Genomic DNA, 24,428 nt, shown 5'->3' with positions numbered 1-24,428 from the left:
TGGCGAAGGCGGCGGTTGCGAACCCGGGGGCGAATCGTCGTGTCATCGGGCGATACGGAGCCGGGGCCGGCCCGCTTCGACCGGGGTTCGGCCGAGCGTCCCCGGACCCCCATCGCCCAGTTCCGCGCCCCGGGTTCAGCCCGCCGCCGAGAGGTCGATGACGGCGAAGGACGCGCCCTGATTGTCCACAACGACCGCGAAACGCCCGTACGGCGTATCTTCGGGCGTCTTGAGGACCCGCCCACCCAGCTCGTGGACCGTGCGCAGCGCCTGATCGCAATTCGTCACCACGAAGTACACCAGGAAGTGGGCGGGCAGCTCGACCGGGTACTGCTCACCGATCACGACCCGTCCACCGATCGCGTGACGGGGGTCCGGGGCCTCGCCGCGCGGTGTCCACAGCACGACGTCGGTCGGGGTGCCCTCGCCGACGGGCACCGTCTCGTACCCGAAGACCGCCCGGTAGAAGGCATCCACGGCGCGCGGCTGACGGGTGTGGACCTCGGCCCAGCCGTACGTGCCGGGCGCGCCGCGCCGCCCGAAGCCGGTGTGGCTGCCCGCTTGCCAGATCCCGAAGACGGCACCGCCCGGATCGGCGGCCGTGGCCATGACGCAGAATCCGTCGATCCAGACCGGCGGGGTGATCACCCGGCCGCCGGCCTCGCGGATCCGGACGGCGGTCGCGGCGGCGTCCTCGGCGGCGAAGTAGAGGTTCCAGACGGTGGGCATCCGGCCGTCCGGCTTGGGGACCAGCCCCGCGACGTCCTTACCGTCGAGGAGGGCCCGGGTGAACGAGCCGTAGTCGGTGACGATCTCCTGAAAGGTCCAGCCGAACAGCTCACCGTAGAAGCGCCGGCCCGCGGCGAGGTCGGACAGCAGCACATCCGTCCAGCAGGGCACGCCTTCCGCGAATGCCGCCATGGTCCGGATCCTCTCGGTCTCTGGCCTCTCTCGCCTCTCCGACGCCCTCTCCGCCCCTCCCGGCGCCCCGCCGGCACTCTCCCGCGGCCCGCCCGCCTCCGACCCTCCCGGCACCCCTCCTGCGGCCCCTGATGGCCCCTGGCGGCCTCTCGCGCCGGGGTCCGCCCGGGGCGTGTACCGGGAGTCCGCTCGGGTCGCGCCCGGCGCCCGCACGCAATGGTGCCCGGAGTTTGATCGGCGCCCGCTTGGAGAAGCTTGATGCGCATTTGTGGCAGCTTGCTTCACTTACCTCACTTGCCACGCTAACGGGGTATCGTCCGATCTGCTCGCCCTGGAACTCGAAATATTTAGACAATCTTTTTCGGTTCGAGACCGACCCGCACCGGGTCATCCACCGTTTTTATCCACAGGCTGTTGATAACAGGATTCACTCGCCTGGGCGAGCGGTGATTGAGGGCTTGACGACGGTGGACAGGGGCCGGAATCAGCCATTCCAGCCTGCTCGGCGAGGTGCACAAACCACCTCATCCCGCCCTAACCCCATTTGCACGCAGCAGAATCGCGCTCCGATCACCCCTCGGTAAGCTGACGGCATGACAGGACAAGTACGCACAGTCGACGGGCGGGTGGCCGGTCGTCGCGGACAGGCGACGCGGCAGAAGCTGCTCGACTGCCTCGGCGAGATGCTCAGCACATCCCCGTACCGAGACGTCAAGGTCATCGATGTCGCCCGTAAGGCCGGGACCTCGCCGGCGACGTTCTACCAGTACTTCCCCGACGTGGAGGGCGCCGTCCTCGAGCTCGCCGAGGAGATGGCCAAGGACGGCGCGAGCCTGACCGATCTGGTCGCCGGACGCTCATGGGCGGGCAAGTCCGGCGGCGCGGCGGCGGAGGACCTGGTGGAGGGGTTCCTCTCCTTCTGGCGCAAACATGACGCCATCCTGCGAGTGGTCGATCTGGGCGCCGCCGAGGGTGACAAGCGGTTCTACAAGATCCGCATGAAGATCCTCAATTCCGTCACCAACTCCCTGACCGACGCCGTCAAGGAGCAGCAGGCCAAGGGCCGGATCGACGAGGACCTCAACCCGGCGGCCATCGCGGGCTCACTGGTCGCGATGCTGGCCTCGGTCTCGGCGCACCAGAAGGGCTTCCAGAGCTGGGGCGTCAAGCAGGCCGACCTCAGGCCGAGCCTGACCTGGCTCCTCCACCTCGGCATCACCGGGCGCAAACCGCCGAAGTAACGAATCCGCAGACCTCTCCATACCGACCGGCCCGGCCGGTGGGCCCGCACGTCCTGTCACGCCGCGGCGGATCACTCCCGAGTGATCCGCCGCGGCTTTGCGTCTCCCATCTGCCGCCACTCTGCCGCCACCGGACCGCCACGGGACCGCCACCGGACCGCCACCGGACCGCCCCGGCGGCCTGGAGGCCGACCGACAGACCGGTTCAGGCTGCCGGAAGGCGGTGGAGGCGGAAGAGCCGGATCTCGCGCTCCACCCGCGACTGATAGCTCGCGTACGGCGGCCAGAAGGCGAGCACCGCCCTCCAGGCCGCCTCGCGCTCGGCGCCCTCCAGCAGTCGCGCTCGGACGGCGATGTCCCGGCCCCGCCAGCTGATCTCCGCTTCCGGGTGCTTCAGCAGATTCGCGGTCCAGGCGGGGTGGCCGGGGCGGCCCCAGTTGCTGCCGACCAGGACCCAGGTGTCGCCGTCCTCCGGCATACAGGCCAGCGGCGTACGGCGGGGGAGCCCCGACCGCGCACCACGCACCGTAAGGATCACGCCCGGCAGCATCCGCGCGCTGGGCAGCACCCTGCCTCGGGTCAGCCGGTGGACGGCGCGGTCGAAGGCGGGGATGACGTGGGGCGCGACCTTGGCGAACGCACGGGTCGAGGACACCTTCCGGACCACTTTCACGCCATAACCGGCCATCAGACCGTCACCGCCTTCCGCAGCCCGTCGCGCCCGTCGCGGTCATCTTTCCCGCTGTACCCGCCGTTCTTGCCGCCCTTACCGCGCCCACCGATACCGTCGCACTCGTCGTGGCGGCCATGGCCGCCACGGCCGCCGTAAGGGGCGCGATCGGTCCCGGCGAAGAGCCCGTCCCGCTCCGCCGCCCGCGCCCGCAGCCGGTGGACGGGCCCGAAGAGCAGCTCGTCGGAGGCGGCCCGCTTGACGTAGAGATGCACCTCGTGCTCCCAGGTGAAGCCGATACCGCCGTGCAGCTGCACCGCCTCGGCCGCCGCCCTGCGCTGCGCGTCCAGCGCCTGGGCGAGCGCGAGCCCACCCGCGACCCCGGCTTCCACGGCGGCCGCGGTGTCCGTGGCGTCCACGGCGGCCGCGGTGTCCGTGGCGTCCGCGGTGTCCGCGGTGTCCGTGGCGTCCACACCGCCCTGGGCCGCGGCCCAGGCCGCGTAGTACGCCGCCGAACGGGCCGCCTGGACGGCGACGTACACATCCGCCAGCCGGTGCTTGACCGCCTGGAAGGAGCCGATCGGACGGCCGAACTGCTCACGCGTCCGCACATACCCGACCGTCCGCGCCAGGACCGCGTCCGCCGCCCCCACGGCCTCGGCGGCGAGCACGGCGGCGGCCGCCGTACCCACCTCCGTCAGCACGTCCGCCACCTCGTCCCCGCTCCCGCCGTCGTCCACCCCCAGCAGCTCGGCCGGTACGTCACGCAGCTGGATACGGGCCTGCGGCCGCGTCGCGTCGAGCGCGGTCAGCCGGGTGCGGACCAGCCCGTCCGCCCCCGCCGGGACGCGGAACAGCAGCGTCCGCCCGCGCGTATAGCCCCCGGCTCGGGCGGCGACCAGCAGCAGTTCGGCGCTGTGGCCACCCAGTACCTGCTCCATCTGCCCGTACAGCCGCCACCCCGCGCCGCCGCCGGTGTCCGGGCGCGCCTGGACGCCCCCCGCGCGCCCTCCACCGGCCCATGCGCCGTCCCGCGCTCCGGTGAGCCCGAGCGCTTCGGGCAGTGCGCGCCCCGGCACCGCGAGCGCCGCCGTAAGGGTGCCCTCCGCGATCCGCGGCAGCAGCTCGGCGCGCTGCGCCTCCGTCCCGAGCGCGGCGATCAGGGGTGCGGCGAACACGGCGGTGGCCAGGAACGGCGAAGGGAGCAGCACCCGCCCCGTCTCCTCACAGGCCAGCGCCAGCTCGGTGACCCCGCAGCCGACGCCCCCGTACGCCGTCGGAAGGGCCAGGCCGGGCAGCCCGAGCGTCCGGGCCAGCCGCCGCCACAGGGCCTCGTCGTAGCCGGGGGCGGTATGGACCGCCGCCTTGACCTCCTCCGGCCCGCACCGCTCCCGCAGCAGTTCGCGCAGCGTACGGCGGATCTCGTCCTGTTCCTCGGTGAACGCGGCGTCCATCGGCGAGCACCTCCGTTTCTGACGGCTCGTCATACTAAGGACGGCGAGCGAGCTTTCCCACCCCTCCACCACCATCCCGCTCCCACCCGAGCTGATGTACCGTCAGTTTTATGTCGCCCGCAGCGCATCGCGCCCGTAAGGTCGCCGTCGTCGGCGTCTCCCTCTCCGACTGCGGCCGCGTCGACACGGCCACCCCCTACGCCCTCCACGCCCAGGCCGCCCGCCGGGCCCTCGCCGACTCCGGGCTCGACCGCTCGGTCGTCGACGGCTTCGCCTCGGCGGGGCTCGGCGCCCTCGCACCGGTCGAGGTGGCCGAATATCTGGGGCTGCGGCCCACCTGGGCCGACTCGACGGCCGTCGGGGGCTCCACCTGGGAGGTCATGGCGGCGCACGCGGCGGACGCGATCGCCGCGGGGCACGCCCGCGCCGTACTGCTCGTCTACGGCTCCACCGCCCGCGCCGACATCCGCGCGGGCCGCCGCACCGCGAACCTCTCGTTCGGCGCGCGCGGACCGCTCCAGTTCGAGGTCCCGTACGGCCATACGCTGGTGGCCAAGTACGCGATGGCCGCGCGCCGCCATATGCATGAGTACGGCACCACTCTCGAACAGCTGGCGGACATCGCCGTTCAGGCGCGCGCCAACGCCGGGCACAATCCGGACGCGATGTTTCGCGCACCGATCACGGTCGATGATGTCCTGAGCGGCCCGATGATCGCCGACCCCTTCACCAAGCTGCACTGCTGCATCCGCTCGGACGGCGGCTGCGCGGTGCTGCTCGCGGCCGAGGAGTACGTACCGGACACCGCGAAACCCCCGGTGTGGGTGCTGGGTTCGGGCACGGCCGTCTCGCACACCACCATGTCCGCATGGGAGGACTTCACGGTCTCCCCGGCGGCCATCTCGGGGCGGGCCGCCTTCGCGCGGGCGGGGGTGCGGCCGTCGGAGATCGATGTGGCCGAGCTCTATGACGCCTTCACCTATATGACCCTGGTGACCCTCGAGGACCTCGGTTTCTGCGCCAAGGGCGAGGGCGGGACGTTCGCGGCGAAGGGGCGGCTGACACGGGACGGCGAACTGCCGACCAACACCGACGGCGGCGGTCTCTCCGCCTGCCACCCGGGGATGCGCGGCCTGTTCCTGCTGGTCGAGGCGGTACGGCAGCTGCGCGGCGAGGCCGGGGAGCGGCAGGTGCGCAAGGCGGGCGGACGGCTGCCGGAGCTGGCGGTGGCGTCGGGGACAGGTGGCTGGTTCTGCTCGGCGGGCACGGTCGTCCTGGGCCGCGGCTGACCGGGCTCCGCTCGGCGTACGCCCCCCGCTTGCCCCGGCCAGTCGCGGATGGTCGGATGGGGAGCCGATGAGCGACAACGAGGATGAGGCGTTCCACGCCCTGCTGCGCGGCCTGCGCGTACCCCATGCGGGCGAGCTGCCCGTCTTCGACCCGGCCACGGCCCCGGACGCACCGCTTCCGCTCTTCCGGCGGTGGCTGCGCGAGGCCGCCGAGACGGCGGAACCCGGCCCGCACACCATGACCCTGGCCACCGTGGGCGCCGACCGCCGACCGTCCCAGCGCACGGTGATGCTGCACGGCGCCGATGAGCGCGGCTGGCACTTCGGAACCCACCGCACCAGCCGTAAGGGCCGCGAGCTGGCCGAGAACCCGTACGCCTCCCTCGCGTTCCACTGGATGCGGGCGGGCCGTCAGGTGCGCGTCAGCGGGCGGGCCGTCGAGGCCGGACCGGAGGAGAGCGCGGCCGATCTGCGCGGCCGGTCCCCCGCGGCGCTCGCGGCGGCGCTGGCCGGGAACGGGCGGCAGAGCGAGGTGCTCGGCTCGTACGAGGAGCTGCTACGGGCCTTCGACGCGGCGTACGAACGGGCGGAACGCGACCCGGACGCCACCGCCCCCACCTGGACCCTGTACGTCCTGGAGGCGGACGAGGTCGAGTTCTACCAGGAGGAGGCGCGACGCCGGCACGTACGGCTCCGCTACCGCCGCGACCCGGACGAGCGCGGCGGCTGGCGACGAGAGCTGCTGTGGCCGTAAAGAGCGGCACCCCCTGAGGCCGCGACCGAAAGACGGTGACCGTAAGGCGGGCGAGGCCATAAGGAGGCCGCCGTAAGGCGATGACGCGGTGCGTCAGGCGGGCAGCGGCCGGAAGACGGGAACGACCGGGACCTCCCCCTCGGTGGCCCGGAACGCGACCCGGAGCCGCATCCCGACGCATGGACCGCCCACCGGGGTCTCGATGAGCTCGGTCATCATCCGCGGCCCCTCGGCGAGGTCGACGACGGCGGCGGTGTACGGGACGCGGGCGCCGAACGGCGGCAGATCGTTACGGTGCACCACGGACCAGGTGTAGAGCGTCGCGGCGCCGCTCGCCTCCTCCCAGACGACCTCCTCGCTCCAGCAGTACGGGCAGAATTCGCGCGGGTAGTGGTGGGCCCGGCCGCAGTCGGCGCAGCGCCGGATCAGCAGTCGGCCCTCGGCGGCGGCGTCCCAGTAGGGGCGGGTGAAGGCGTCGATCTCGGGCAGGTCGAACCGCGGGGCGCCCGCGGGGGGCGTCGGGCTCACAGGAACAGCCCCCATCTCCCGTGGGGCGACCAGGTCTGCCGGCTCATACCGAAGAGTCCGGCCACGGAGATCAGCACCAACATCGAGTCGCGCAGTACGGCGAGCCATTCGGCCCCGCTGAGTCCGATCGTCCGCACCGTCCCACCTCTTCCCACCCCGAAGCAGACCTGACGGTACGTCAGTTTCACCGGCGGAACCGGCACCCACAAGGGGTTGCGAGCGCCGACCGACCGCGACCTGTCCACAACCCATCCGCAATCACTTTGGCCGGATCGCATTGACCGAAACCCGTCAAGCACCCGGTTACGCTCACCCGCATGGCCGACAGCTCACCCGAGAAGTCCTCACCCGTCTATGTGATCGGCGGCGGACCGGGCGGACTCGCCACCGCCGCGGCGCTCACCCAGCGCGGGATCCGCGCCGTCGTCGTAGAGAGGTCCGACGCGATCGCCACGTCGTGGCGGAACCACTACGACCGGCTGCGTCTGCACACCACGCGCCGGCTGTCCGCACTCCCCGGGCTGCCGATCCCCCGGTCCTACGGGCGGTGGGTCGCCCGCGACGACGTGGTGCGCTATCTGGAACGCTACGCCGAGCACCACGGACTGGAGATCGTCACGGGGGTCGAGGTCTCCCGCGTCGACCGGGCGGCCGACGACACGGAATGGGTGCTGCGGGCCACGGGCGGCCGCGAACTGTCCTCGCCCGTGGTCGTCGTCGCGACGGGCTTCAACCACACTCCACGGCTGCCGGACTGGCCGGGCCGCACCGCCTACACGGGTGAGCTGCTGCACGCCGCCCACTACCGCAACGCCCGCCCCTTCGAGGGCAAGGACGTGCTGGTGGTCGGCGTCGGCAACACGGGCGCGGAGATCGCGGTCGACCTGGTCGAGGGCGGCGCGGCCCGGGTCCGGCTCGCGGTCCGCACCGTGCCGCACATCCTGCGCCGCTCGACCGCGGGCTGGCCCGCGCAGGCCACCGGCATCCTGGTGCGACGGCTGCCCCGGCGCGCGGTGGACCGGGCGGCGCGGGTGGTGTGCCGGCTGAGCATGCCGGATCTGACCGAGCACGGCCTGCCCTGGCCCGACACCGGGCTCTACACCCGCGTACGCGAGGGCGCGATCCCGGTCCAGGACGCGGGGCTGGTGGACGCGGTGCGGACGGGGCGGGTGGAGGTGGTCTCGGCGGTCGACTCCTTCGACCTGGACAAGGTGGTCCTGACCGACGGCTCGCGGATCTCCCCCGAGGCGGTGATCGCCGCGACCGGCTACCGGCGCGGCCTGGAGGAGCTGGTCGGCCATCTGGGCGTGCTCGACGACCGCGGCCGCCCCCTCGCCCATGGCCGGCGCACCCTGGCGTCCGCCCCGGGGCTGCACTTCACGGGCTATACGAATCCGATCAGCGGCATGCTGCGCGAGCTGGCCATCGACGCCCGGAAGATCGCCAAGACGATCGCCCGCACCACGGCATGACCCCCGCCGTCACCCTGCGTGTTCCTCCCGCACCGAGCATTCCTGACAGGCCGTCAGTTCAGTAACCTGACCACTGGGTAATGTGACGTGTCGTCAGTTTGGCGTCGAACAGCCCGGTCACCTACCCGGTTATTGGCCAACGAGCAGGAGTGGCGGATACCGATGCTTGGATCGACCTACGGCACCCTGACCACCAACTCCCGTCATGCCCGCGCCGTCGCCTGTGGGCGGGCCCCCGGCCCCGCCGTGCACATCCACAGCGGGCACGCGCCGGGCGGGACCGCCGAAGGCGTGGACGACGTGGACGACATGGACGTCAGCGGACGCCCGCTGCACTCCGCCGTCCCCGATCTGGACCGCTTCTTCCATCCCGAGTCGGTGGCCCTCATCGGCGCCTCCGACGCGGACGGCCGCCCCAACACCGGCATCACCCGCCAACTCCTGGCCTGGGCCGAACGCGTCGGCGCCCGGCTGCACCCCGTGCATCCCTCCCGTCCCGCCGTCTTCGGCATTCCGTGCGTACCGTCCGTGGCCGCGCTGCCCGAGCCCGTCGACCTCGCCGTCCTCCTCGTCCGCGATCCGCTCCCGGTCATCGAGGAACTCGACGGGAGCAAGGTGAAGTTCGCCGTCGCCTTCGCCTCCGGCTTCGCCGAAACCGGCCCCGAGGGCGCCGCCGCGCAGGCCCGGCTGGCCGCCGCGGCCCGCGGCGCCGGACTGCGACTGCTGGGCCCCAACACCAACCTCAACGCCTTCGAGAGGTTCCGCGACGACCTCGAAGGCCCCGCCATCGCCCTCATCACCCAGTCAGGCCACCAGGGCCGCCCGGTCTTCACCCTCCAGGAACTCGGCATCCGGCTCAGCCACTGGGCCCCGACCGGCAACGAGGCCGACCTGGAGACCGCCGACTTCATCTCCTACTTCGCCACCCGGCCCGAGGTCGGCGCCATCGCCCTGTACGCGGAGGGGCTGAAGGACGGCCGCGGCTTCCTGCTCGCCGCCGACCGGGCCGCCCGCGCCAAGGTGCCCGTCGTGGCGGTGAAGGTCGGCCGCACCGAGACCGGCGCCCGCACGGCCGCCTCCCACACCGGCAAGCTGACCGGCTCGGACACGGTGGTGGACGCGGCCATGCGGCAGTTCGGCGTGATCCGGGTGGACGGCCTGGACGAGCTTCAGGACACGGCGACGCTGCTCGCCCGCGCCCGCCCGCCGCTCGCCGAGGGCGTCGTGGTGTATTCGATCTCCGGGGGCACCGGGGCCCACTTCTCCGATCTCGCCACGGCGGGGGGTCTCCCCCTGCCCACCCTCTCCGCCGAGAAGCAGGCCGAGCTCCACCAGTGGATACCCGGCGATCTCAGCGTCGCCAACCCGGTCGACAACGGCGGCCACCCGGTCGGCGACTGGCGCGGCCGCAAGATCATCGACGCGATCCTCGCCGATCCGGCCGTGGGCGTGCTGATCTGCCCGATCACCGGCCCGTTTCCGCCCATGAGCGACAAGCTGGCGCAGGATCTGGTGGACGCGGCGGAACAGACGGACAAGCTGGTGTGCGTGGTGTGGGGATCGCCGGTCGGCACCGAGGACGCCTACCGCACCACCCTCCTGGGCTCCTCCCGCGTGGTCACCTTCCGTACGTTCGCCAACTGCGTCACCGCCGTCGGCGCCTATCTGGGGCACCACCGCTTCACCACCTCCTACCGCTCCCCCTTCGACGACGCCCCGCGCACCCCGTCCCCGTCCCTGCGCAAGGCGCGCGACCTGCTGCGCCCAGGCGGCCGGCTGAGCGAGCACGCGGCGAAACAGCTGCTGCGGGCGTACGGCATCCGGGTGCCGCGCGAGCAGCTGGTGACCAGCGCGGCCGCCGCCGTCCGCGCCGCCGGACTGGTGGGCTACCCGGTGGTCATGAAGGCATCCGCGCCGCAGCTCGCCCACAAGACCGAACTCGGACTGGTCCGGCTGGGGCTGACCTCGGCCAGCCAGGTCCGCGACACCTATCGGGAGCTCACCGACATCGCCCGCTACGAAGGCGTCGAGCTGGACGGGGTGCTGGTCTGCCAGATGGTCGAGCGCGGGGTGGAGATGGTCGTCGGCATGAGCCACGACGACCTCTTCGGCCCGACCGTGACCGTGGGTGTAGGGGGCGTGCTCGTCGAAGTGCTGCGGGACACGGCCGTACGCGTCCCCCCGTTCGGCGAGGACCAGGCCCGCACGATGCTCGCCGAACTGCGCGGCCGCGCCCTCCTCGACGGGGTGCGCGGCGCGCCCCCGGCCGATGTGGACGCGCTCGTGGAGGTCGTGCTGCGCGTCCAGCGCATGGCCCTGGAGCTCGGCGACCACCTCGCCGAACTCGACGTCAATCCGCTGATGGTGCTGGAACGCGGCCAGGGCGCCGTGGCACTGGACGCGCTGGCGATCTGCCGCTGACCCGTGGAGCGTTCCCATGATCTCTCCCTCCCCCGAAGAAGAACATGACTCCGTTGTACGGCACACCACTGACAACGGCGTCTCGTGGATCACGCTCAACCGCCCCGCGGCGATGAACGCCATCACCCCCGACCAGCGGGAACGCCTTGTTTCGCTGCTGGAAACCGCCTCCGCCGACCCGACCGTCCGGGCCGTCGTGCTGACCGCCACCGGCAAGGGCTTCTGCGCGGGAGCGGATCTGCGCGGCGCCCCGGCCGGGCAGGAGCGCGTCGCGGGCGATGTGGCCCGGCTGATCCGCGGCGGAGCGCAGCGGCTCATCACCGCCGTCCTCGACTGCGAGAAACCGGTGATCGCCGCCGTCAACGGCACCGCGGCCGGGCTCGGCGCCCATCTCGCCCTCGCCTGCGATCTGGTGCTGGCCGCCGAATCGGCCGTCTTCATCGAGGTGTTCATCCGCCGTGGTCTGGTCCCCGACGGGGGCGGTGCGTACCTCCTCCCCCGGCTGACCGGCCCGCAGCGTGCGAAGGAGCTGATGTTCTTCGGCGACACGCTGCCCGCCGCCGAGGCCGAGCGGCTGGGCCTGGTCAACCGGATCGTCCCGGACGACGAACTGGCCAAGACCGCCCGCGCCTGGGCCGAGCGCCTCGCGGCCGGCCCCACCCGCGCCCTCGCCCTCACCAAGGCGCTGGTGAACGCCTCCCTGGAGGCCGACCGCCCGGCCGCGTTCGCCGCCGAGGCGGCGGCGCAGGAGATCAACATGACCACGGCCGACGCTCAGGAGGGCGTCCGCGCGTTCCTCGAACGCCGACCCCCCGTGTACCGAGGCCGCTGAGGGACACCCGCCGTCAGAAAGCCCGGACAGCAGGAAAGTTCAGGAAGGGGGACGGGCCATGATGGGACACGCCGGTATGGCCGCCACCGCCGTCCGCTATCTCCGGGCGGTCGGCTCGCCGACCGCTTCCGTACGACCGGTCGACCCGCTGCCCCCACCGGAGTTGCGCTGTGTGCGCGACGATGAGCGGCCCCCGGTCGACCCCGCGGCATTCCGCCGCGTGCTGGGCCACTTCGCAAGCGGTGTCACTGTGATCACCACCGTCGACGCGACCGGCCCGGCCGGCTTCGCCTGCCAGTCCTTCGCCTCGCTGTCCCTGGACCCGCCGCTGATCGCCTTCATGGTCGCCCGCACCTCCACGACCTGGCCGCGCATCGCCCGCGCGGGCGTCTTCTGCGTCAACGTCCTGGGCGCGCACCAGGGCGAGCTGTGCCGTGCCTTCGCGGTCAGCGGCTCCCGGCGCCCCGACAAATTCGCGGGCGTCCGCTACGAGCCGTCCCCGGTCACCGGCTCACCGCGACTCGCCGACGTCCCGGCGTGGATCGACTGCGCGGTCCACGCCGTGCACACGGGCGGCGACCATCTGGTCGTGGTGGGCCGCGTCCGGGCCCTGGCGGCGGACGAGTCGGCGGCGCGGTCGGGGCCGCTGCTCTTCCACCGCGGCTCCTTCGGGGAGTTCACGCCGTTTCCGTAGCCATCGCGTTCCGCGGCCCTCGCGCCTCGTACCCGGCCCTACACCGGCCTCGCCCCCGGCCCGCACGCCGCCCTGACCCTCGGCCCGCACACCGATCTCGCCCTCGACCCGCACGCCGATCTCGTCCCCTGCCCGCACGTCCTCAGACCGCCGCCGCGGCCTTCGCGCCCTCGCCCCGCCGGATCACCAGCGCCATCAGCGCGGCGATCGCGCACAGCGCCCCCGCGCCGTACCAGACCAGGTCGTACGAGCCGAAGGTGTCCCGCGCCATACCGCCCACGAAGGCCACGGCCCCGGCTCCCACCTGGTGGGAGGCCAGCACCCAGCCGAAGACGATCGCGCTGTCCTCCCCGTACTGCTCCCGGCACAGCGCCATCGTCGGCGGCACGGTGGCGACCCAGTCGAGGCCGTAGAAGACGATGAAGAAGACCATCGGCGGATGCACCGCGTCGGCCAGCAGGATCGGCAGGAACATCAGGGAGAGCCCCCGCAGCGCGTAGTACACGGCCAGCAGCCGCCGCGCGTCGAAGCGGTCGGTGAACCAGCCGGAGGCCACCGTCCCCACGATGTCGAAGACACCGATGACGGCGAGCAGGCTCGCGGCGGCCGTCACCGGCATGCCGTGGTCATGCGCGGCGGGCACGAAATGGGTCTTGACGAGGCCGTTCGTCGAGGCACCGCAGATCGCGAAGGTGCCCGCGAGCAGCCAGAAGGAGCCGGTGCGCGAGGCGGAGACGAGGGCCCCCACGGCCCTCCGGGCCGCGCCGCGCCGGGGTGCGGGCCTCGGGGCAGGCGGCCCATCGGCACCGTACGGGGCGAGGCCCACGTCCGAGGGGTGGTCGCGCAGCAGCAGCCAGACGAAGGGGACGATCGCCAGCGCGGCGATCGCGACGGTCAGCGCGGCGGGCCGCCAGTCGTGCCCCTCGACGATCCAGGAGAGCAGCGGCAGGAAGATCAACTGCCCGGAGGCCCCGCCCGCGGTGAGGATGCCGGTGACCAGTCCGCGCCGGGCGACGAACCACCGGTTGGTGACGGTGGCGGCGAAGGCCAGCGCCATGGAGCCGCTGCCGAGGCCGACGAGCACGCCCCAGCACAGGATGAGCTGCCAGGGCTCGGTCATGAAGACCGTAAGGCCGCCACCGGTCGCGATGACGAGGAGCGCGGCCGCGACGACCTTGCGGATGCCGAAGCGGTCCATCAGGGCGGCGGCGAAGGGCGCGGTGAGCCCGTAGAGGGCGAGGTTGACGGAGACCGCGAACCCGATCGTGCCGCGCCCCCAGCCGAACTCCTCGTGGAGCGGGTCGATGAGCAGACCGGGCAGGGAGGCGAATCCGGCCGCGCCGATGATCGCCACAAAGGTGATGGCGGCGACCGACCAGGCGCGGTGCGGAAGGCGCGGCAGGGCCCGTCTCGGGGGCCGGTCGGGCTGTTCGTCCTGTTCGGGGGCTCCAAAGAGCTCGGTCGTCTGTGTCACCGGACCAGCATCGGGCAGCGGGTCGGTACGGACGAGTGGCCCATGGGACAGTGTTCGCTAGGATCGGGCCATGCCCCTTTCGGGCCCTGCCCGAGCGACCGGAGGTCGGAAGTGCTCCCATCCCCGCCCGAGAAGACCGACTCCCCGCCCGGGAAGACCGGCCGGCGCCATCGGATCGCCGTCCTCGCCCTCCCCGGCGTGATCCCCTTCGAGCTGGGCATTCCGTACCGGATCTTCGGCAAGGCCCGCTCCGCCGGCCGCCAAGCCCTGTACGAGGTGGTCACCTGCACCGTCGAGCCCGGTCTGGTGCCCACGGACGCCGACTTCCCGATCACCGTGGAACGCGGCCCGGAGGCCCTCGCCGAGGCGGACACCATCGTGGTGCCGGCCTCGTACGCGCTCGGCCCGGTCACCGAGGAGGGCCGGCTGACCGAGCCGCTCGCCGCCGCGCTCGCCCACGCCCGGCCGGGCGTGCGCTGGGTGTCCATCTGCACCGGTTCGTATGTGCTCGCCGCCGCCGGTCTTCTCGACGGCCGCCCGGCCACCACCCATTGGGCCAGCGTCGACCACTTCCAGCGGCTCTTCCCGACGGTCAGGGTCGATCCGGATGTGCTGTTCGTGGACGACGGCGATGTGCTCACCTCGGCCGGTGTCGCCTCAGGGATCGACCTGTGTCTGCACCTGGTGCGGCGCGACCATGGCACGGCGATCGCCAACGATGTCGCCCGGCACAGTGTGGTGCCGCCGCATCGCGACGGCGGTCAGGCCCAGTACATCCAGCGCCCGCTGCCCGAGCCCCAGCAGGCCACCACCACGACGGCCCGCGCCTGGGCGCTCGGCCGGCTGGACCGGCCCATCTCGCTGAGCGAACTGGCCGCCCAGGAGTCGATGAGCGTACGGACGTTCACCCGCCGCTTCCGCGAGGAGGTCGGGATCAGCCCGGGGCAGTGGCTGACCCAGCAGCGGGTGGAGCGGGCCCGGCACCTCCTGGAGGACACCGACCTGTCGGTGGATCAGGTGGTCCGCGAGGCGGGTTTCGGCTCACCCGCGTCCCTGCGCCAGCACTTCCAGGCGGCCGTGGGCGTCTCCCCCACCGCCTACCGCCGCACCTTCCGCGCGAGCGCCCCGGGCCATGACCGCACGACCGCACGGTGACCGCGGGCGGGCCGGGGCCGGTCAGAAGGTGAGCACGGCGCGCGCCACCCGGCCGTGGTGGGCGTCGTCAGCGGCCTCGGCGAAGTCCTCCAGCGGATACGTCCTGCTGACCAGTTCGTCCAGCAGCAGCCGCCCCTGCCGGTAGAGGCCGGCGTACAGGGCGATATCGGCTTGCGGCCGTGCGGAGCCGTAGCGGCAGCCCAGGATGGACTTGTCCAGATACATGGAGGAGACGCGGAAGGCCGCCTCGGCGTCGGCGGGCGGCACGCCGAGCAGCACCGCCTGGCCGTGCCGGTCGAGCAGATCGACGGCCTGGCGGATGAGCCGGGTGGAACCGACGCATTCGAAGACGTGGTCCGCGCCGGTCGGCAGGATCTCCCGTACATCGTCGGCGGACGCAACGAAGTGGGTCGCGCCGAAGCGCCGGGCCATCGGCTCCTTGGCGGGGTTGGAGTCGACGGCCACGATCGGGGACGCCCCGGCGATCCGGGCCCCTTGCAGCACATTGAGCCCGATGCCGCCGCTGCCGATGACGACGACCGACTCACCGCGGTCCACCTTGGCGCGGTTGAGCACGGCGCCGACACCGGTGAGGACGGCGCAGCCGATGAGGGCTGCGGAGACGAGCGGAATCTCCTCGGGAATCCGCACCACCTGGACGGCGGTGACGAGGGTGCGCTCGGCGAAGGCGGAGTTCGCGGCGAAGCTGTACAGCCGCTGGTCGCCGCGCCGGAAGGGCCGGGTCGGCCGGCGAAACGCCGAGCGACACATCGTGGGGCGGCCTCGCGCGCAGTCGGCGCAGGTCCCGCAGTTGGCGAGGGTGGAGAGCGCCACATGATCGCCAGGTGCGACATGGGTGACGCCCGGCCCGGCCGCCTCCACCACACCCGCGCCCTCGTGGCCGAGCACGACGGGGAGGGGGAAGGGGATGGTGCCGTCGACGACCGACAGATCGCTGTGGCACAGCCCCGCGGCGGCGATGCGCACCAGCACCTCGCCGGGGCCGGGGTCCTGCACCTCCAGGTCCTCGACCACGCGCGGCGCCGTGCCGTCGAAAATGACGCCTCTCATCCCCATCACCCTCCCGGTTCCGTTCCTCAGGAGACCCAGACCAGCGACTGCAGTTCGCTGTACGCGTGCAGGCCGAACGAGCCGCCGTCGCGGCCGACTCCGCTTTCCTTGAAACCGCCGAACGGCGTCTCGGGGTGGCGCTGGGCGGTGTTGATGCCGATGTTTCCGCTGCGCAGCCGGGCGGCGAGGGCCCAGGCCCGGCCCGCGTCGGCGCTGAAGACGTAGTCGTAGAGGCCGTAGGAGGTGGAGTTGGCGATCCGCACCGCCTCGTCCTCGTCGTCGAAGGGCAGGGCCACGACGACCGGGCCGAACAGTTCCTCCCGCGCGACGGTCATGGCAGGGTCGGCGTCGGCGATGAGGGTGGGGGCGACGTAGAAGCCGGGTTTGCGCGCGGGGCGTTCACCGCCCACGACGATCCGGGCGCCCTGGTCACGGGCGTCCAAGACATACGCCTCGACGCGATCGCGCTGCGCGGCGGAGATCAGCGGACCGACGATCGTGGAGTTATCCACAGGGTCCCCGATCTTCAGTGACTCTGCGTAGTGTGTGAGTGCGGCGATGACCTTCTCGTACAGCGATCGATGGACGAGCGCCCGGGTCGGAGCCGTGCAGATCTGACCGCTGTGAAAGGAGAAGGTCGAACCGACCGCCCCGACCGCCGACGCGATCACTCGCTCGTCGGCGTCCCCCAGGACGATGGCCGCGCCCTTGCCCCCCAGCTCCATCAGGGTGCGCTTCATCGACCTCCCCGCGGATTCGGCGATCTTCTTACCCACAGCGGTGGATCCGGTGAAGCTGACCATGTCGACACCGGGGTGCGCGACCAGCGCCTCGCCGACGGCCGCGCGCGAGCCGGTGACGACATTGAAGGCACCGTCCGGGAGCCCGGCCTCCTTGAGCAGGGGGCCGAGCTCGAGACAGCACAGCGGGTCCTGCGGCGCGGGTTTGGCCACGACCGTATTGCCCATGGCCAGGGCCGGGGCGACCTTGCCCGCGAGATTCGTGAGAGGGAAGTTGTAGGAGGTGATGCAGCAGACGACACCCAAGGGGCGGCGGACCGCGGCAGCCCCGACCAGCCCGCCGGGCGCCAGCGGGGTGGCGGCCACGGGCAGCGGGGCGAGCGGCACGGTGTCCGGCTCGACGGCGCCGCGCGCGTAGCGGCGGAAGCGGTCGATCGCCGGGGGCACCTGGAGGGACGAGGCGACACGCAGGGTCGCACCGGTCTCCGCCTGGACGAGGGGCACCAGGTCCGGGGCGTGCTCGGCGAGCAGGTCGGCAGCCCGCTCGAGTACGGCGGCGCGCTCCCGGGGGGCGGTGCGCGACCAGCCGTCGTACGCGGCGCGGGCGGCCCGGACAGCGGCGTCCACGTCGGCCCGGTCGGCCTCGGGGGCATGGCCGACGGTTTGCTCGGTGGCGGGATTGACGACGGGGTAGTGCCCGTTCCCGGGAGCCCGCCACGAGCCGCCGATCCAGTGCGCGTAGGTCTTCGTCATCGGCGTGAATCCTTGGGGAGGTGAAGTACGCGCTCGGCGATGATGGTGCGCTGGATCTCGTCCGAGCCGCCGTAGATGGTGTCGGCGCGTGAGAAGAGGAAGAGACGCTGGAAGGCGTCGAGTTCGTACGGCCGGCCGGCGGTCCAGCGCGCCGGACCGAGTGCGGCCGCGGCGCCCCTCACCTGCATGGCCAGCTCGCCGAGCCGCTGGTGCCAGCCGCCCCACAGCAGCTTGGCGACGCTGGGCGCGCCGGGGTCCTGCGGGCCGGCATCGCGGAAGCCGGGGGCCTGGGCGTCGGCGCTCCGCGGGGGGAGGTCGTGGGGGACGGCCTTCCGCGGGGCGGCGTCCTGGGCGGGGTTCCGGGCGTTCCGGGCGGGCTCCCGGGCGGGCTCCCGGGCGGGGTTCTGCGCGGTGCCCAGGGTGCGCAGGGCGTTCCAGCGCATGACCTTGAGCTCGGCCCACTGCCGTATGAGCCGGTCCCGCAGGACGGGCTCCGCTGCGGCGCCGGTCTCCAGGGCCAGCCGCACCACCCGGCTCAACTCCTGGGCGAAGCCGATCTGCTGGACCAAGGTGGAGACCCCGCGCTCCACCGCGAGCAGGCTCATGGCCACGCGCCAGCCGTGGCCCGCGCCGCCGACGAGGTGTTCGGCGCGGGCCACGGCCCCGTCGAAGAACACCTCGTTGAACTCCGCGGTCCCGGTCAGCTGCCGGATCGGCCGCACCTCGATCCGTCCCGGCTGGTCCATCGGCACCAGCAGAAAGGAGAGCCCATGATGGCGCTGTGAGCCCTCCTCGGTGCGCGCCAGGACAAAACACCAGTCGGCCTCATGGGCGAGGGAGGTCCAGATCTTCTGTCCGGTGATGCGATAGGTGCCCTCGCCCGGGTCGTGGACGGCACGGGTCCGCAGCCCGGCGAGGTCCGAGCCGGCGTCGGGCTCGCTGTAGCCCTGGCACCACAGCTCCTCGCCGCGGGCGATGGTTGGCAGGAAGCGGGCGCGCTGTGCGGAGTCGCCGTGGGCGAGCAGGGTGGGCGCGAGGAGGTTCTCGCCGATATGCCCCAGTCGGCCGGGCGCCCCGGCGCGGGCGTACTCCTCGGCCCAGACGACCTGTTGGGTCAGGGTCGCGGCGCGGTTGCCGTACGCCCCGTCCGTGCGGTCCCAGCCGATGCCGATCCAGCCGCCGGTGCCCAGCTCGCGCTCCCAGGCGCGGCGGGCTGCCATGTCGCCGTGCCCCTCGCCGGGATGGCCGCCGGATTGTTGCGCGAGAGCGGCGAACGGTCCGGTGAAGTGCTCGGCCAGCCAGCCGCGTGCCTCGGCGCGGAACCGCTCGTCCTCCGGCCCGAAAGCGAAGTCCACAACCTCTCCCCTCGTCGGTCCCGGCCGGTCTTCCCCGGCCGACCCGCCGTTACGGACGTCAGGCGTTGGGGCGTTGGCCGGTGGCGGCTGCCTGGGCCATGGCGTCCAGCTGGGCCAGCATCGGCATGGGGTCGGTGCCGACCGTGCCCGGGAGGAAGTCGGCGATCCTCTCCGGGGTCCAGGCGCCCTCGGCGTATCCGGCGCGCAGCTCACGGGGCTGGGCCCAGACCGCGATCTTGGGGCCCGCGATCGTGTAGACCTGGCCGGTGATCCGCTCCGCACGGGCGCGTTCGCTCAGCAGATAGACGACCAGGGCCGCCACGTCCTCCGGCTCGCCGATCTCCCTGAGCTCCATCGGCACGTTGGCGGACATCCGGGTGCGGGCGACCGGTGCGACACAGTTCGCCGTGACGCCGTACTTGTGCAGCCCCAGCGCGGCGCTCCGCACCAGGGAGATGATCCCGCCCTTGGCGGAGGCGTAGTTGGCCTGGGCGACGCTGCCCTGGTGGTTGCCGCTGGTGAAGCCGATCAGGGTTCCGGAGCGCTGGCGGCGCATCACCGCCGACGCCGCCCGGAAGACCGTGAAGGTGCCCTTGAGATGGGTGGCGACGACCGGGTCCCACTCCTCCTCGGACATGTTGAAGAGCATCCGCTCGCGCAGGATCCCGGCGACGCAGACGGCCCCGTCCAGCCGTCCGTACTGTTCGAGCGCGGTGTCCACGACCCGCTGGCCACCGGCCATGGTCGAGACGTCGTCGGCGACCGCGACCGCCGCACCGCCCGCCGCCGCGATCTCCTTGACCACGGCCTCGGCGACCTCGCTGCTCGGTTCACCGCCCTCGATCGAAACCCCGTAGTCGTTGACGACGACCTGAGCCCCTTCGGCCGCGCAGGCGAGGGCCACCGCCCGTCCGATACCGCGTCCGGCCCCGGTGACGGCGACCACCTTGCCGTCCAAGAAGTTGCCCACGCCGCATCCCCTCCCGGAGTTTCTGACGGTCCGTTAGATTTTTGAGCAGACGCGGCCCGAGTACAAGCCCTCGCACACAAACGTCGACCGGGAACGACGAAGGAGACGCCATGCCGCTGCCAGCCGAGTTCCACGAGATCGCCAAGCGCGTCAACAACTGGGGCCGCTGGGGAGCGGCGGACGAGATCGGCACGCTCAATCTGATCACCGATGCCGTGATCCGGGAGGCCGCGGCGACCATACGGACCGGTCGCCGCGTTCCCCTCGCGGTGCCGCTGCGACAGGACGGCATCCAGACCGGAATGATCCCCGGGCGGGTCAACCCGCTGCACACGATGATCGCGGTCAACTTCGAGATGTTCGGCCCGGACACCGTGGCGACCAGCGACGACGCCGTGACGATGGGACTACAGGCCGGAACCCACTGGGACGGGCTGACCCATGTCTCGCACTCCGGCAGGATCTACAACGGCCGCCCCGCCGACTCCATAACCACCCATGACCGCGCCGCCTTCAGCGGCATCGAGAAGGCGGGTCCCCTCGTCTCGCGCGGGGTGCTCCTCGATGTGGCACGGGCCCTGGGCGTCCAGCGGCTTCCCGACGGGCATACCGTCACCCCCGAAGACCTCGACGCCGCCGAGGAACTGGCCGGGACCAAGGTCCGTCCCGGCGATATCGCACTCGTCCGGACCGGGCAGATCCAGCGCTATCTGGCGGGCGAGAAGGAGGCATACGCCTTCCCCTCACCGGGCCTCTCCCTGCGCACACCGGAGTGGTTCCACGCCCGCGATGTGGCGGCGGTCGCCAATGACACGCTGACCTTCGAGGTCTTCCCACCGGAGATCGAGAACCTCTGGCTGCCGGTCCACGCCCTCGATCTGGTCGAGATGGGCATGCTCCAGGGCCAGAACTGGAATCTTGAGGAGCTGTCCGAGAACTGCGCCGAGGAGGGGCGCTACGCCTTTCTGCTGTCGGCTCCGCCCGAGCCGTTCGTCGGCGGCACGGGCGCACCGGTCGCACCCGTGGCGATCCTCTGACACCCCAGCGAACCTGTGACTCCCGCCGCGCCGGGCGGCGTCGGCCGCCTGGAAGGGGACGGCGGGTCGCTTCCTCTCGGGTGGCGGTGCGCTCATGCGCGCCCCGAGCACGGCACCGCGCACCGCCACCCGGCTCCCGGCGCTGAGCCCTGTATCAGCAGCGGGGGCGCGACCCGCACTCGCCAAGGAACGTCCCCGTGAGCACAGAGCTCACGCAGACACCACAGCCCTCGGCGTCCCCTCGCGACGAATCGCTGATCCTAGAGTGATCAACCGAACACGTCACGTCAACACCTGGTCTGGACTTTGTCTGGTTCGCCCCATGTGTGACGGCGCAGGGGAGGCGGCCCGCCTCTGGGCGAGGGGCTCCTCACCCTTCGCGCGGTCGATTTCACACCAGATCCGCTTTCCGGCGCCCTCCGGCTGCCAGCCCCACCGGTCGGCGAGGCCGTCGACCAGCTCCAGCCCGCGCCCATGGGTGTCCCCCTCACCGGCACAGCGCTGGCGCGGCGCACGGTCACTGGCGTCGGCCACCTCGACCCGGACCGTCCCCAGACCCGAGCTCCGGCCCCCGAACGGGCCCGAGGCCCCGCTGCCGCCCGCCGACTGGGCGGGGAAGAGCATCCGCAGCACGGCGGGACAGCCCGTATGCACCACGGCGTTGGTGACGAGTTCGGAGATGAGCAGGATCAACGTCTCGGCGAGCGGCTCGTCGGCCCCGATCCCGGAGCCGGCGAGCCGCGAACGGGCCCACCGACGGGCACGGCTCACCTCCGCAGGGTCGGGCCTGACCTCCATCTGCGCCTGAAGTACCTGCACCGCTCACACCATCCGAACCGGCAGACACATCGCCTTGTACCTCCAAGAGGTCACAGACCGCGACTCTCCCCCAGCCGCCGCCGGGAGGCACCCCCTTGCGAAACAGCATGGTTGACGTACAGTCACGCCAACAAGCGCTTCAGTCATATTCCAGCGCCAAGGAGTATGCGTGGGGCATACTGTGCGACACACGCTCTGGGGACTCGAACACCGGGACCCGGGCGCCGTACACCCCGGGTGATCGGGGTACGTCGGCGTGCCCGGAGTCGCCCCATGGGCAACGCCGGGCTTATCGCACCCCTTAAGCGCTCGCACCCCACGGAGAGTACCCGAGCGCGAGCCCGACTCCCCCCTGTGACGAGTCACGCCTAGGAAACAACCCGGTATCAACGCTCGGTCACCTCGGAGGCTCTGGGGATCTCCCCAGAGAATGCGACATCCCAACAATTCAGGCGTATCCATAGAGCTCGGCTACAAACATGTTTCAACGGTCGACAAGAGCCCGGCCGCGAGTTCCTCCTCCGCAGCGGCAGCGGACTGCCACTGACCTGCCCGTACCCAGGCCCGCTTGAGATGCAGATGGACATCCGCCTCCCAGGTGAAGCCCATCCCGCCGTGCACTTGCAGACAATCGCGGGCATTGCGGACAGCTGCCTCATCCGCCAGCAGCTTGGCGGCGGCTATGTCACCCGGGTCTTCTGTGACCGCCGCCGCATACACCACACTTCTGGCTGATTCGGCGCGCACCAGCATCTGGGCGCACAGATGCTGTACGGCCTGGAAGGCACCGATCGGACGGCCGAACTGGGTGCGCCGCTTGGCATGGTCCACAGCGAGCTCGACCGTACGGCAAGCGCTGCCCAGCTGTTGCGCCGCGGTCAGCAGCGCCGCCTCGCGGCGCAACCGGGCGGCGAGCCCCAAAGCCCCCGAAGCCCCCGAGGGCACCACCGGCGGCCGGGCCCGCTCCGGTGCGGTGCGCTCCGGTGCGGTGCGCCGCTGTGCCGTTCGATACGGCGCCGTCCGGTGCAGCGGGGTGGCCGGGTCCACTGACCGTATCGGCTCCGCCGAACGCGTCACCGCCGCCGCCGCGATCACCTCCACGGCGGTCGGACCCAGCACCAGCACCGCATCGGCCGAGGCCAGATGCTCGACCAGCGCGTCCCCCTCGTCCAGCGCCGTCACCACGGCCTCGCCCCGGGCCGCACCCGCAACCGATTCCCCCGCCGCCAACGCCCCCGGCACCGACAGTCCCGCCGTCAGCTCCGTTGCCACCAGCGGACCCGGCAGCAGCGCACGGCCCGCCTCCTCGAAGGCCAGCACCGCCTCCGGCAGCCCCAGCCCCACCCCGCCCGCCGACTCCGGTACCCGCAGCGCGAAGAGCCCCGCCGCGCCCAGTTCCCGCCACAGCGCCCGGTCCAGCCCCGCTCCCCGCTCCGCGCCGTCACCGTCCGCCATGTCCACCATCGCCCGCAGCCGGGTCCGCGGAAAGCGCCGTTCCAGCAGTTCGCGCACCCCGGTCCGCAGCGCCCGTTGGTCGTCCGTGAGCTGGAAGTCCACGGCCTGCTCACCGCCCCTTCGGCAGGCCGAGGATCCGCTCGGCCACGATGTTCCGCTGGATCTGCGAGGTGCCCGCCGCGATCGTGTACGAGAGCGAGGAGAGCCGGTCCGCGACCCACTCCTGACCGGCGTCCAGCGCGTCCGGCCCCAGCACCTCGGCGGCCGCGTCGTACAGCTCCTGCCGCACCTGGGAGAAGCGCAGTTTGAAGACCGAGCCACCGACGCCCGGCACCCCGCCGGTGCGCTGCGCCTCGCTCACGTTCCACTGGGTGAGCCGCCACAGCGCCGCGCACTCCGCCGCGAGCCGCCCCAACCGGCGCCGCAGCACCGCGTCGTCCCAGCGCCCGTTGGCCTTCGCCGTCCGGGCCAGCGCCTCCAGCACCCGTCGGCAGGCGACCACCTCGCCCACGAAGGCCGTACCGCGTTCGAAGGAGAGGGTCACCATGGTCACCCGCCAGCCGTCGTTCTCCTCCCCGACCCGGTGGGTGACCGGCACCCGCACCTCGTCCAGGAACACCTCGGCGAACTCCGCCGTCCCGGCGAGGGTCCGCAGCGGCCGCACCGTCACCCCGGGCGCGTCCATCGGCATCGCGAGCCAGCTGATGCCCCGGTGCTTCGGCGTGTCGGCGTTTACCGGCGCGGTGCGCACCAATAGCTCGCACCAGTCGGCGATCTCGGCGTGCGAGGTCCAGATCTTGCTTCCGCTGACGACATAGGCGTCACCGTCCCGTACCGCCCGGGTGCGCAGCGAGGCCAGGTCCGAGCCGGCGTCCGGTTCGGAGAACCCCTGGCACCAGACCTCGTCCCCGCGCAGGATCGGCGGCAGCCAGCGCGCCCGCTGTTCGGGGGTGCCCTCTGCGGCGATGGTGGGCCCCGCGTGCAGCAGCCCGACGAAACCGGCGCCCACATAGGGCGCGCCGGCCCGCTCGGTCTCCTCCAGGAAGATCAGATGCTGGGTGGGGGTGGCGCCCTGGCCGCCCGCGTCCTCGGGCCAGTGCAGCCCGGCGTAGCCCGCGTCGTGCAGCATGCGCTGCCAGCCGCAGTCATAGGCGCGCCGGCCGGGCCAGTCGGCCCGGTGCGGGCGGTCCGGCAGCTTGGGCAGGGTGTCGGCGAGCCAGGCGCGCAGCCGGCGCCGGAAGTCCTCCTCGTCCTCCGTGAACGCGAGATCCATCAGCAGCCGACCTCCCTTTCTGATGCGCCGTCAGGAAAGGTGGCATGCGC

Annotated in this window: 22 protein-coding genes; 9 read left to right on the top strand and 13 right to left on the bottom strand. The window is 72.3% G+C overall.

Annotation, left to right across the window (positions count from 1 at the left end):
* Positions 1-135: 135 nt before the first annotated feature.
* On the bottom strand, positions 136-921 hold the full coding sequence (locus tag N6H00_RS23645; protein ID WP_268973832.1) for a VOC family protein: 786 nt from the start codon (positions 919-921) through the stop codon (positions 136-138).
* A gap of 593 nt (positions 922-1,514) precedes the next feature.
* Here N6H00_RS23645 and N6H00_RS23640 point away from each other — a divergent pair.
* On the top strand, positions 1,515-2,162 hold the full coding sequence (locus N6H00_RS23640) for a TetR family transcriptional regulator (RefSeq protein ID WP_268973830.1): 648 nt from the start codon (positions 1,515-1,517) through the stop codon (positions 2,160-2,162).
* 205 nt (positions 2,163-2,367) lie between these two features.
* Here the strand turns inward: N6H00_RS23640 and N6H00_RS23635 are convergent, their stop codons facing one another.
* Together N6H00_RS23635 and N6H00_RS23630 are read right to left on the bottom strand one after the other, a co-directional pair.
* On the bottom strand, positions 2,368-2,850 hold the full coding sequence (locus N6H00_RS23635; RefSeq protein WP_268973829.1) for a nitroreductase family deazaflavin-dependent oxidoreductase: 483 nt from the start codon (positions 2,848-2,850) through the stop codon (positions 2,368-2,370).
* Positions 2,850-4,286 carry an acyl-CoA dehydrogenase family protein gene (locus tag N6H00_RS23630; protein WP_268973828.1) on the bottom strand — a complete coding sequence of 479 codons (1,437 nt, stop codon included), beginning with the start codon at positions 4,284-4,286 and terminating at the stop codon, positions 2,850-2,852. Before N6H00_RS23630 ends, N6H00_RS23635 begins: the two co-directional genes overlap by 1 nt.
* A gap of 110 nt (positions 4,287-4,396) precedes the next feature.
* On the opposite strand from N6H00_RS23630, the gene N6H00_RS23625 reads away from it, so the two are divergent.
* Both N6H00_RS23625 and N6H00_RS23620 read left to right on the top strand, forming a co-directional pair.
* The gene (locus N6H00_RS23625; RefSeq protein ID WP_268973827.1) at positions 4,397-5,575 is read left to right on the top strand and encodes a thiolase C-terminal domain-containing protein; all 1,179 of its coding nucleotides are present in this window, start codon (positions 4,397-4,399) and stop codon (positions 5,573-5,575) included.
* 67 nt (positions 5,576-5,642) lie between these two features.
* Positions 5,643-6,329, top strand: a complete 687-nt coding sequence (locus tag N6H00_RS23620) for a pyridoxine/pyridoxamine 5'-phosphate oxidase (RefSeq protein ID WP_268973826.1) — start codon at positions 5,643-5,645, stop codon at positions 6,327-6,329.
* A gap of 93 nt (positions 6,330-6,422) precedes the next feature.
* Here N6H00_RS23620 and N6H00_RS23615 read toward each other — a convergent pair whose 3' ends face one another.
* Both N6H00_RS23615 and N6H00_RS23610 read right to left on the bottom strand, forming a co-directional pair.
* Positions 6,423-6,872, bottom strand: a complete 450-nt coding sequence (locus N6H00_RS23615) for a Zn-ribbon domain-containing OB-fold protein (RefSeq protein ID WP_268973825.1) — start codon at positions 6,870-6,872, stop codon at positions 6,423-6,425.
* Positions 6,854-6,994 (bottom strand): hypothetical protein, encoded by a 141-nt coding sequence (locus N6H00_RS23610; protein WP_268973824.1) that lies wholly within the window; start codon positions 6,992-6,994, stop codon positions 6,854-6,856. Before N6H00_RS23610 ends, N6H00_RS23615 begins: the two co-directional genes overlap by 19 nt.
* A 180-nt stretch (positions 6,995-7,174) precedes the next feature.
* On the opposite strand from N6H00_RS23610, the gene N6H00_RS23605 reads away from it, so the two are divergent.
* From N6H00_RS23605 to N6H00_RS23590, 4 genes are all read left to right on the top strand, one after another.
* The gene (locus tag N6H00_RS23605) at positions 7,175-8,329 is read left to right on the top strand and encodes a flavin-containing monooxygenase (protein WP_268973823.1); all 1,155 of its coding nucleotides are present in this window, start codon (positions 7,175-7,177) and stop codon (positions 8,327-8,329) included.
* A gap of 162 nt (positions 8,330-8,491) precedes the next feature.
* Positions 8,492-10,750 carry an acetate--CoA ligase family protein gene (locus N6H00_RS23600; protein ID WP_268973822.1) on the top strand — a complete coding sequence of 753 codons (2,259 nt, stop codon included), beginning with the start codon at positions 8,492-8,494 and terminating at the stop codon, positions 10,748-10,750.
* A gap of 16 nt (positions 10,751-10,766) precedes the next feature.
* Entirely contained in the window at positions 10,767-11,582 is an 816-nt protein-coding gene (locus tag N6H00_RS23595; protein WP_268973821.1) for an enoyl-CoA hydratase/isomerase family protein, read from the top strand.
* A gap of 58 nt (positions 11,583-11,640) precedes the next feature.
* Entirely contained in the window at positions 11,641-12,276 is a 636-nt protein-coding gene (locus tag N6H00_RS23590; protein ID WP_268973820.1) for a flavin reductase family protein, read from the top strand.
* 142 nt (positions 12,277-12,418) lie between these two features.
* Here N6H00_RS23590 and N6H00_RS23585 read toward each other — a convergent pair whose 3' ends face one another.
* On the bottom strand, positions 12,419-13,750 hold the full coding sequence (locus N6H00_RS23585) for an MFS transporter (protein ID WP_443073018.1): 1,332 nt from the start codon (positions 13,748-13,750) through the stop codon (positions 12,419-12,421).
* A gap of 111 nt (positions 13,751-13,861) precedes the next feature.
* On the opposite strand from N6H00_RS23585, the gene N6H00_RS23580 reads away from it, so the two are divergent.
* Complete coding sequence (locus N6H00_RS23580) at positions 13,862-14,905, top strand: GlxA family transcriptional regulator (protein WP_268973819.1); 1,044 nt, start codon at positions 13,862-13,864, stop codon at positions 14,903-14,905.
* A gap of 21 nt (positions 14,906-14,926) precedes the next feature.
* Here N6H00_RS23580 and N6H00_RS23575 read toward each other — a convergent pair whose 3' ends face one another.
* From N6H00_RS23575 to N6H00_RS23560, 4 genes are read right to left on the bottom strand one after another with little or no spacing between them, the layout of a single operon-like run.
* Positions 14,927-15,976, bottom strand: a complete 1,050-nt coding sequence (locus tag N6H00_RS23575; RefSeq protein ID WP_268973818.1) for a Zn-dependent alcohol dehydrogenase — start codon at positions 15,974-15,976, stop codon at positions 14,927-14,929.
* A gap of 26 nt (positions 15,977-16,002) precedes the next feature.
* On the bottom strand, positions 16,003-17,469 hold the full coding sequence (locus N6H00_RS23570; protein WP_268973816.1) for an aldehyde dehydrogenase family protein: 1,467 nt from the start codon (positions 17,467-17,469) through the stop codon (positions 16,003-16,005).
* Positions 17,466-18,824: an acyl-CoA dehydrogenase family protein gene (locus N6H00_RS23565; protein ID WP_268973814.1), complete on the bottom strand. Its 1,359-nt coding sequence runs from the start codon at positions 18,822-18,824 to the stop codon at positions 17,466-17,468. Before N6H00_RS23565 ends, N6H00_RS23570 begins: the two co-directional genes overlap by 4 nt.
* A gap of 58 nt (positions 18,825-18,882) precedes the next feature.
* Positions 18,883-19,794: an SDR family oxidoreductase gene (locus N6H00_RS23560; RefSeq protein ID WP_268973813.1), complete on the bottom strand. Its 912-nt coding sequence runs from the start codon at positions 19,792-19,794 to the stop codon at positions 18,883-18,885.
* A 110-nt stretch (positions 19,795-19,904) separates the two neighbouring features.
* On the opposite strand from N6H00_RS23560, the gene N6H00_RS23555 reads away from it, so the two are divergent.
* Complete coding sequence (locus tag N6H00_RS23555; protein WP_268973812.1) at positions 19,905-20,831, top strand: cyclase family protein; 927 nt, start codon at positions 19,905-19,907, stop codon at positions 20,829-20,831.
* Positions 20,832-21,113: 282 nt separating this feature from the next.
* Here the strand turns inward: N6H00_RS23555 and N6H00_RS23550 are convergent, their stop codons facing one another.
* The 3 genes from N6H00_RS23550 to N6H00_RS23540 all read right to left on the bottom strand — a co-directional run bounded on the left by N6H00_RS23550 (position 21,114) and on the right by N6H00_RS23540 (position 24,378).
* Entirely contained in the window at positions 21,114-21,650 is a 537-nt protein-coding gene (locus tag N6H00_RS23550) for an ATP-binding protein (protein ID WP_268973811.1), read from the bottom strand.
* A 471-nt stretch (positions 21,651-22,121) separates the two neighbouring features.
* Positions 22,122-23,207: an acyl-CoA dehydrogenase family protein gene (locus N6H00_RS23545; RefSeq protein WP_268973810.1), complete on the bottom strand. Its 1,086-nt coding sequence runs from the start codon at positions 23,205-23,207 to the stop codon at positions 22,122-22,124.
* Between the two features lie 7 nt (positions 23,208-23,214).
* Positions 23,215-24,378: an acyl-CoA dehydrogenase family protein gene (locus tag N6H00_RS23540; RefSeq protein WP_268973809.1), complete on the bottom strand. Its 1,164-nt coding sequence runs from the start codon at positions 24,376-24,378 to the stop codon at positions 23,215-23,217.
* Between the last annotated feature and the right edge of the window lie 50 nt (positions 24,379-24,428).

This window comes from Streptomyces sp. S465 (genome assembly GCF_026898115.1).
Lineage (GTDB): Bacteria > Actinomycetota > Actinomycetes > Streptomycetales > Streptomycetaceae > Streptomyces > Streptomyces luomodiensis.
Note: the sequence above shows the minus strand (reverse complement) of the source record. Positions and strands in the feature narration are given on the sequence as shown.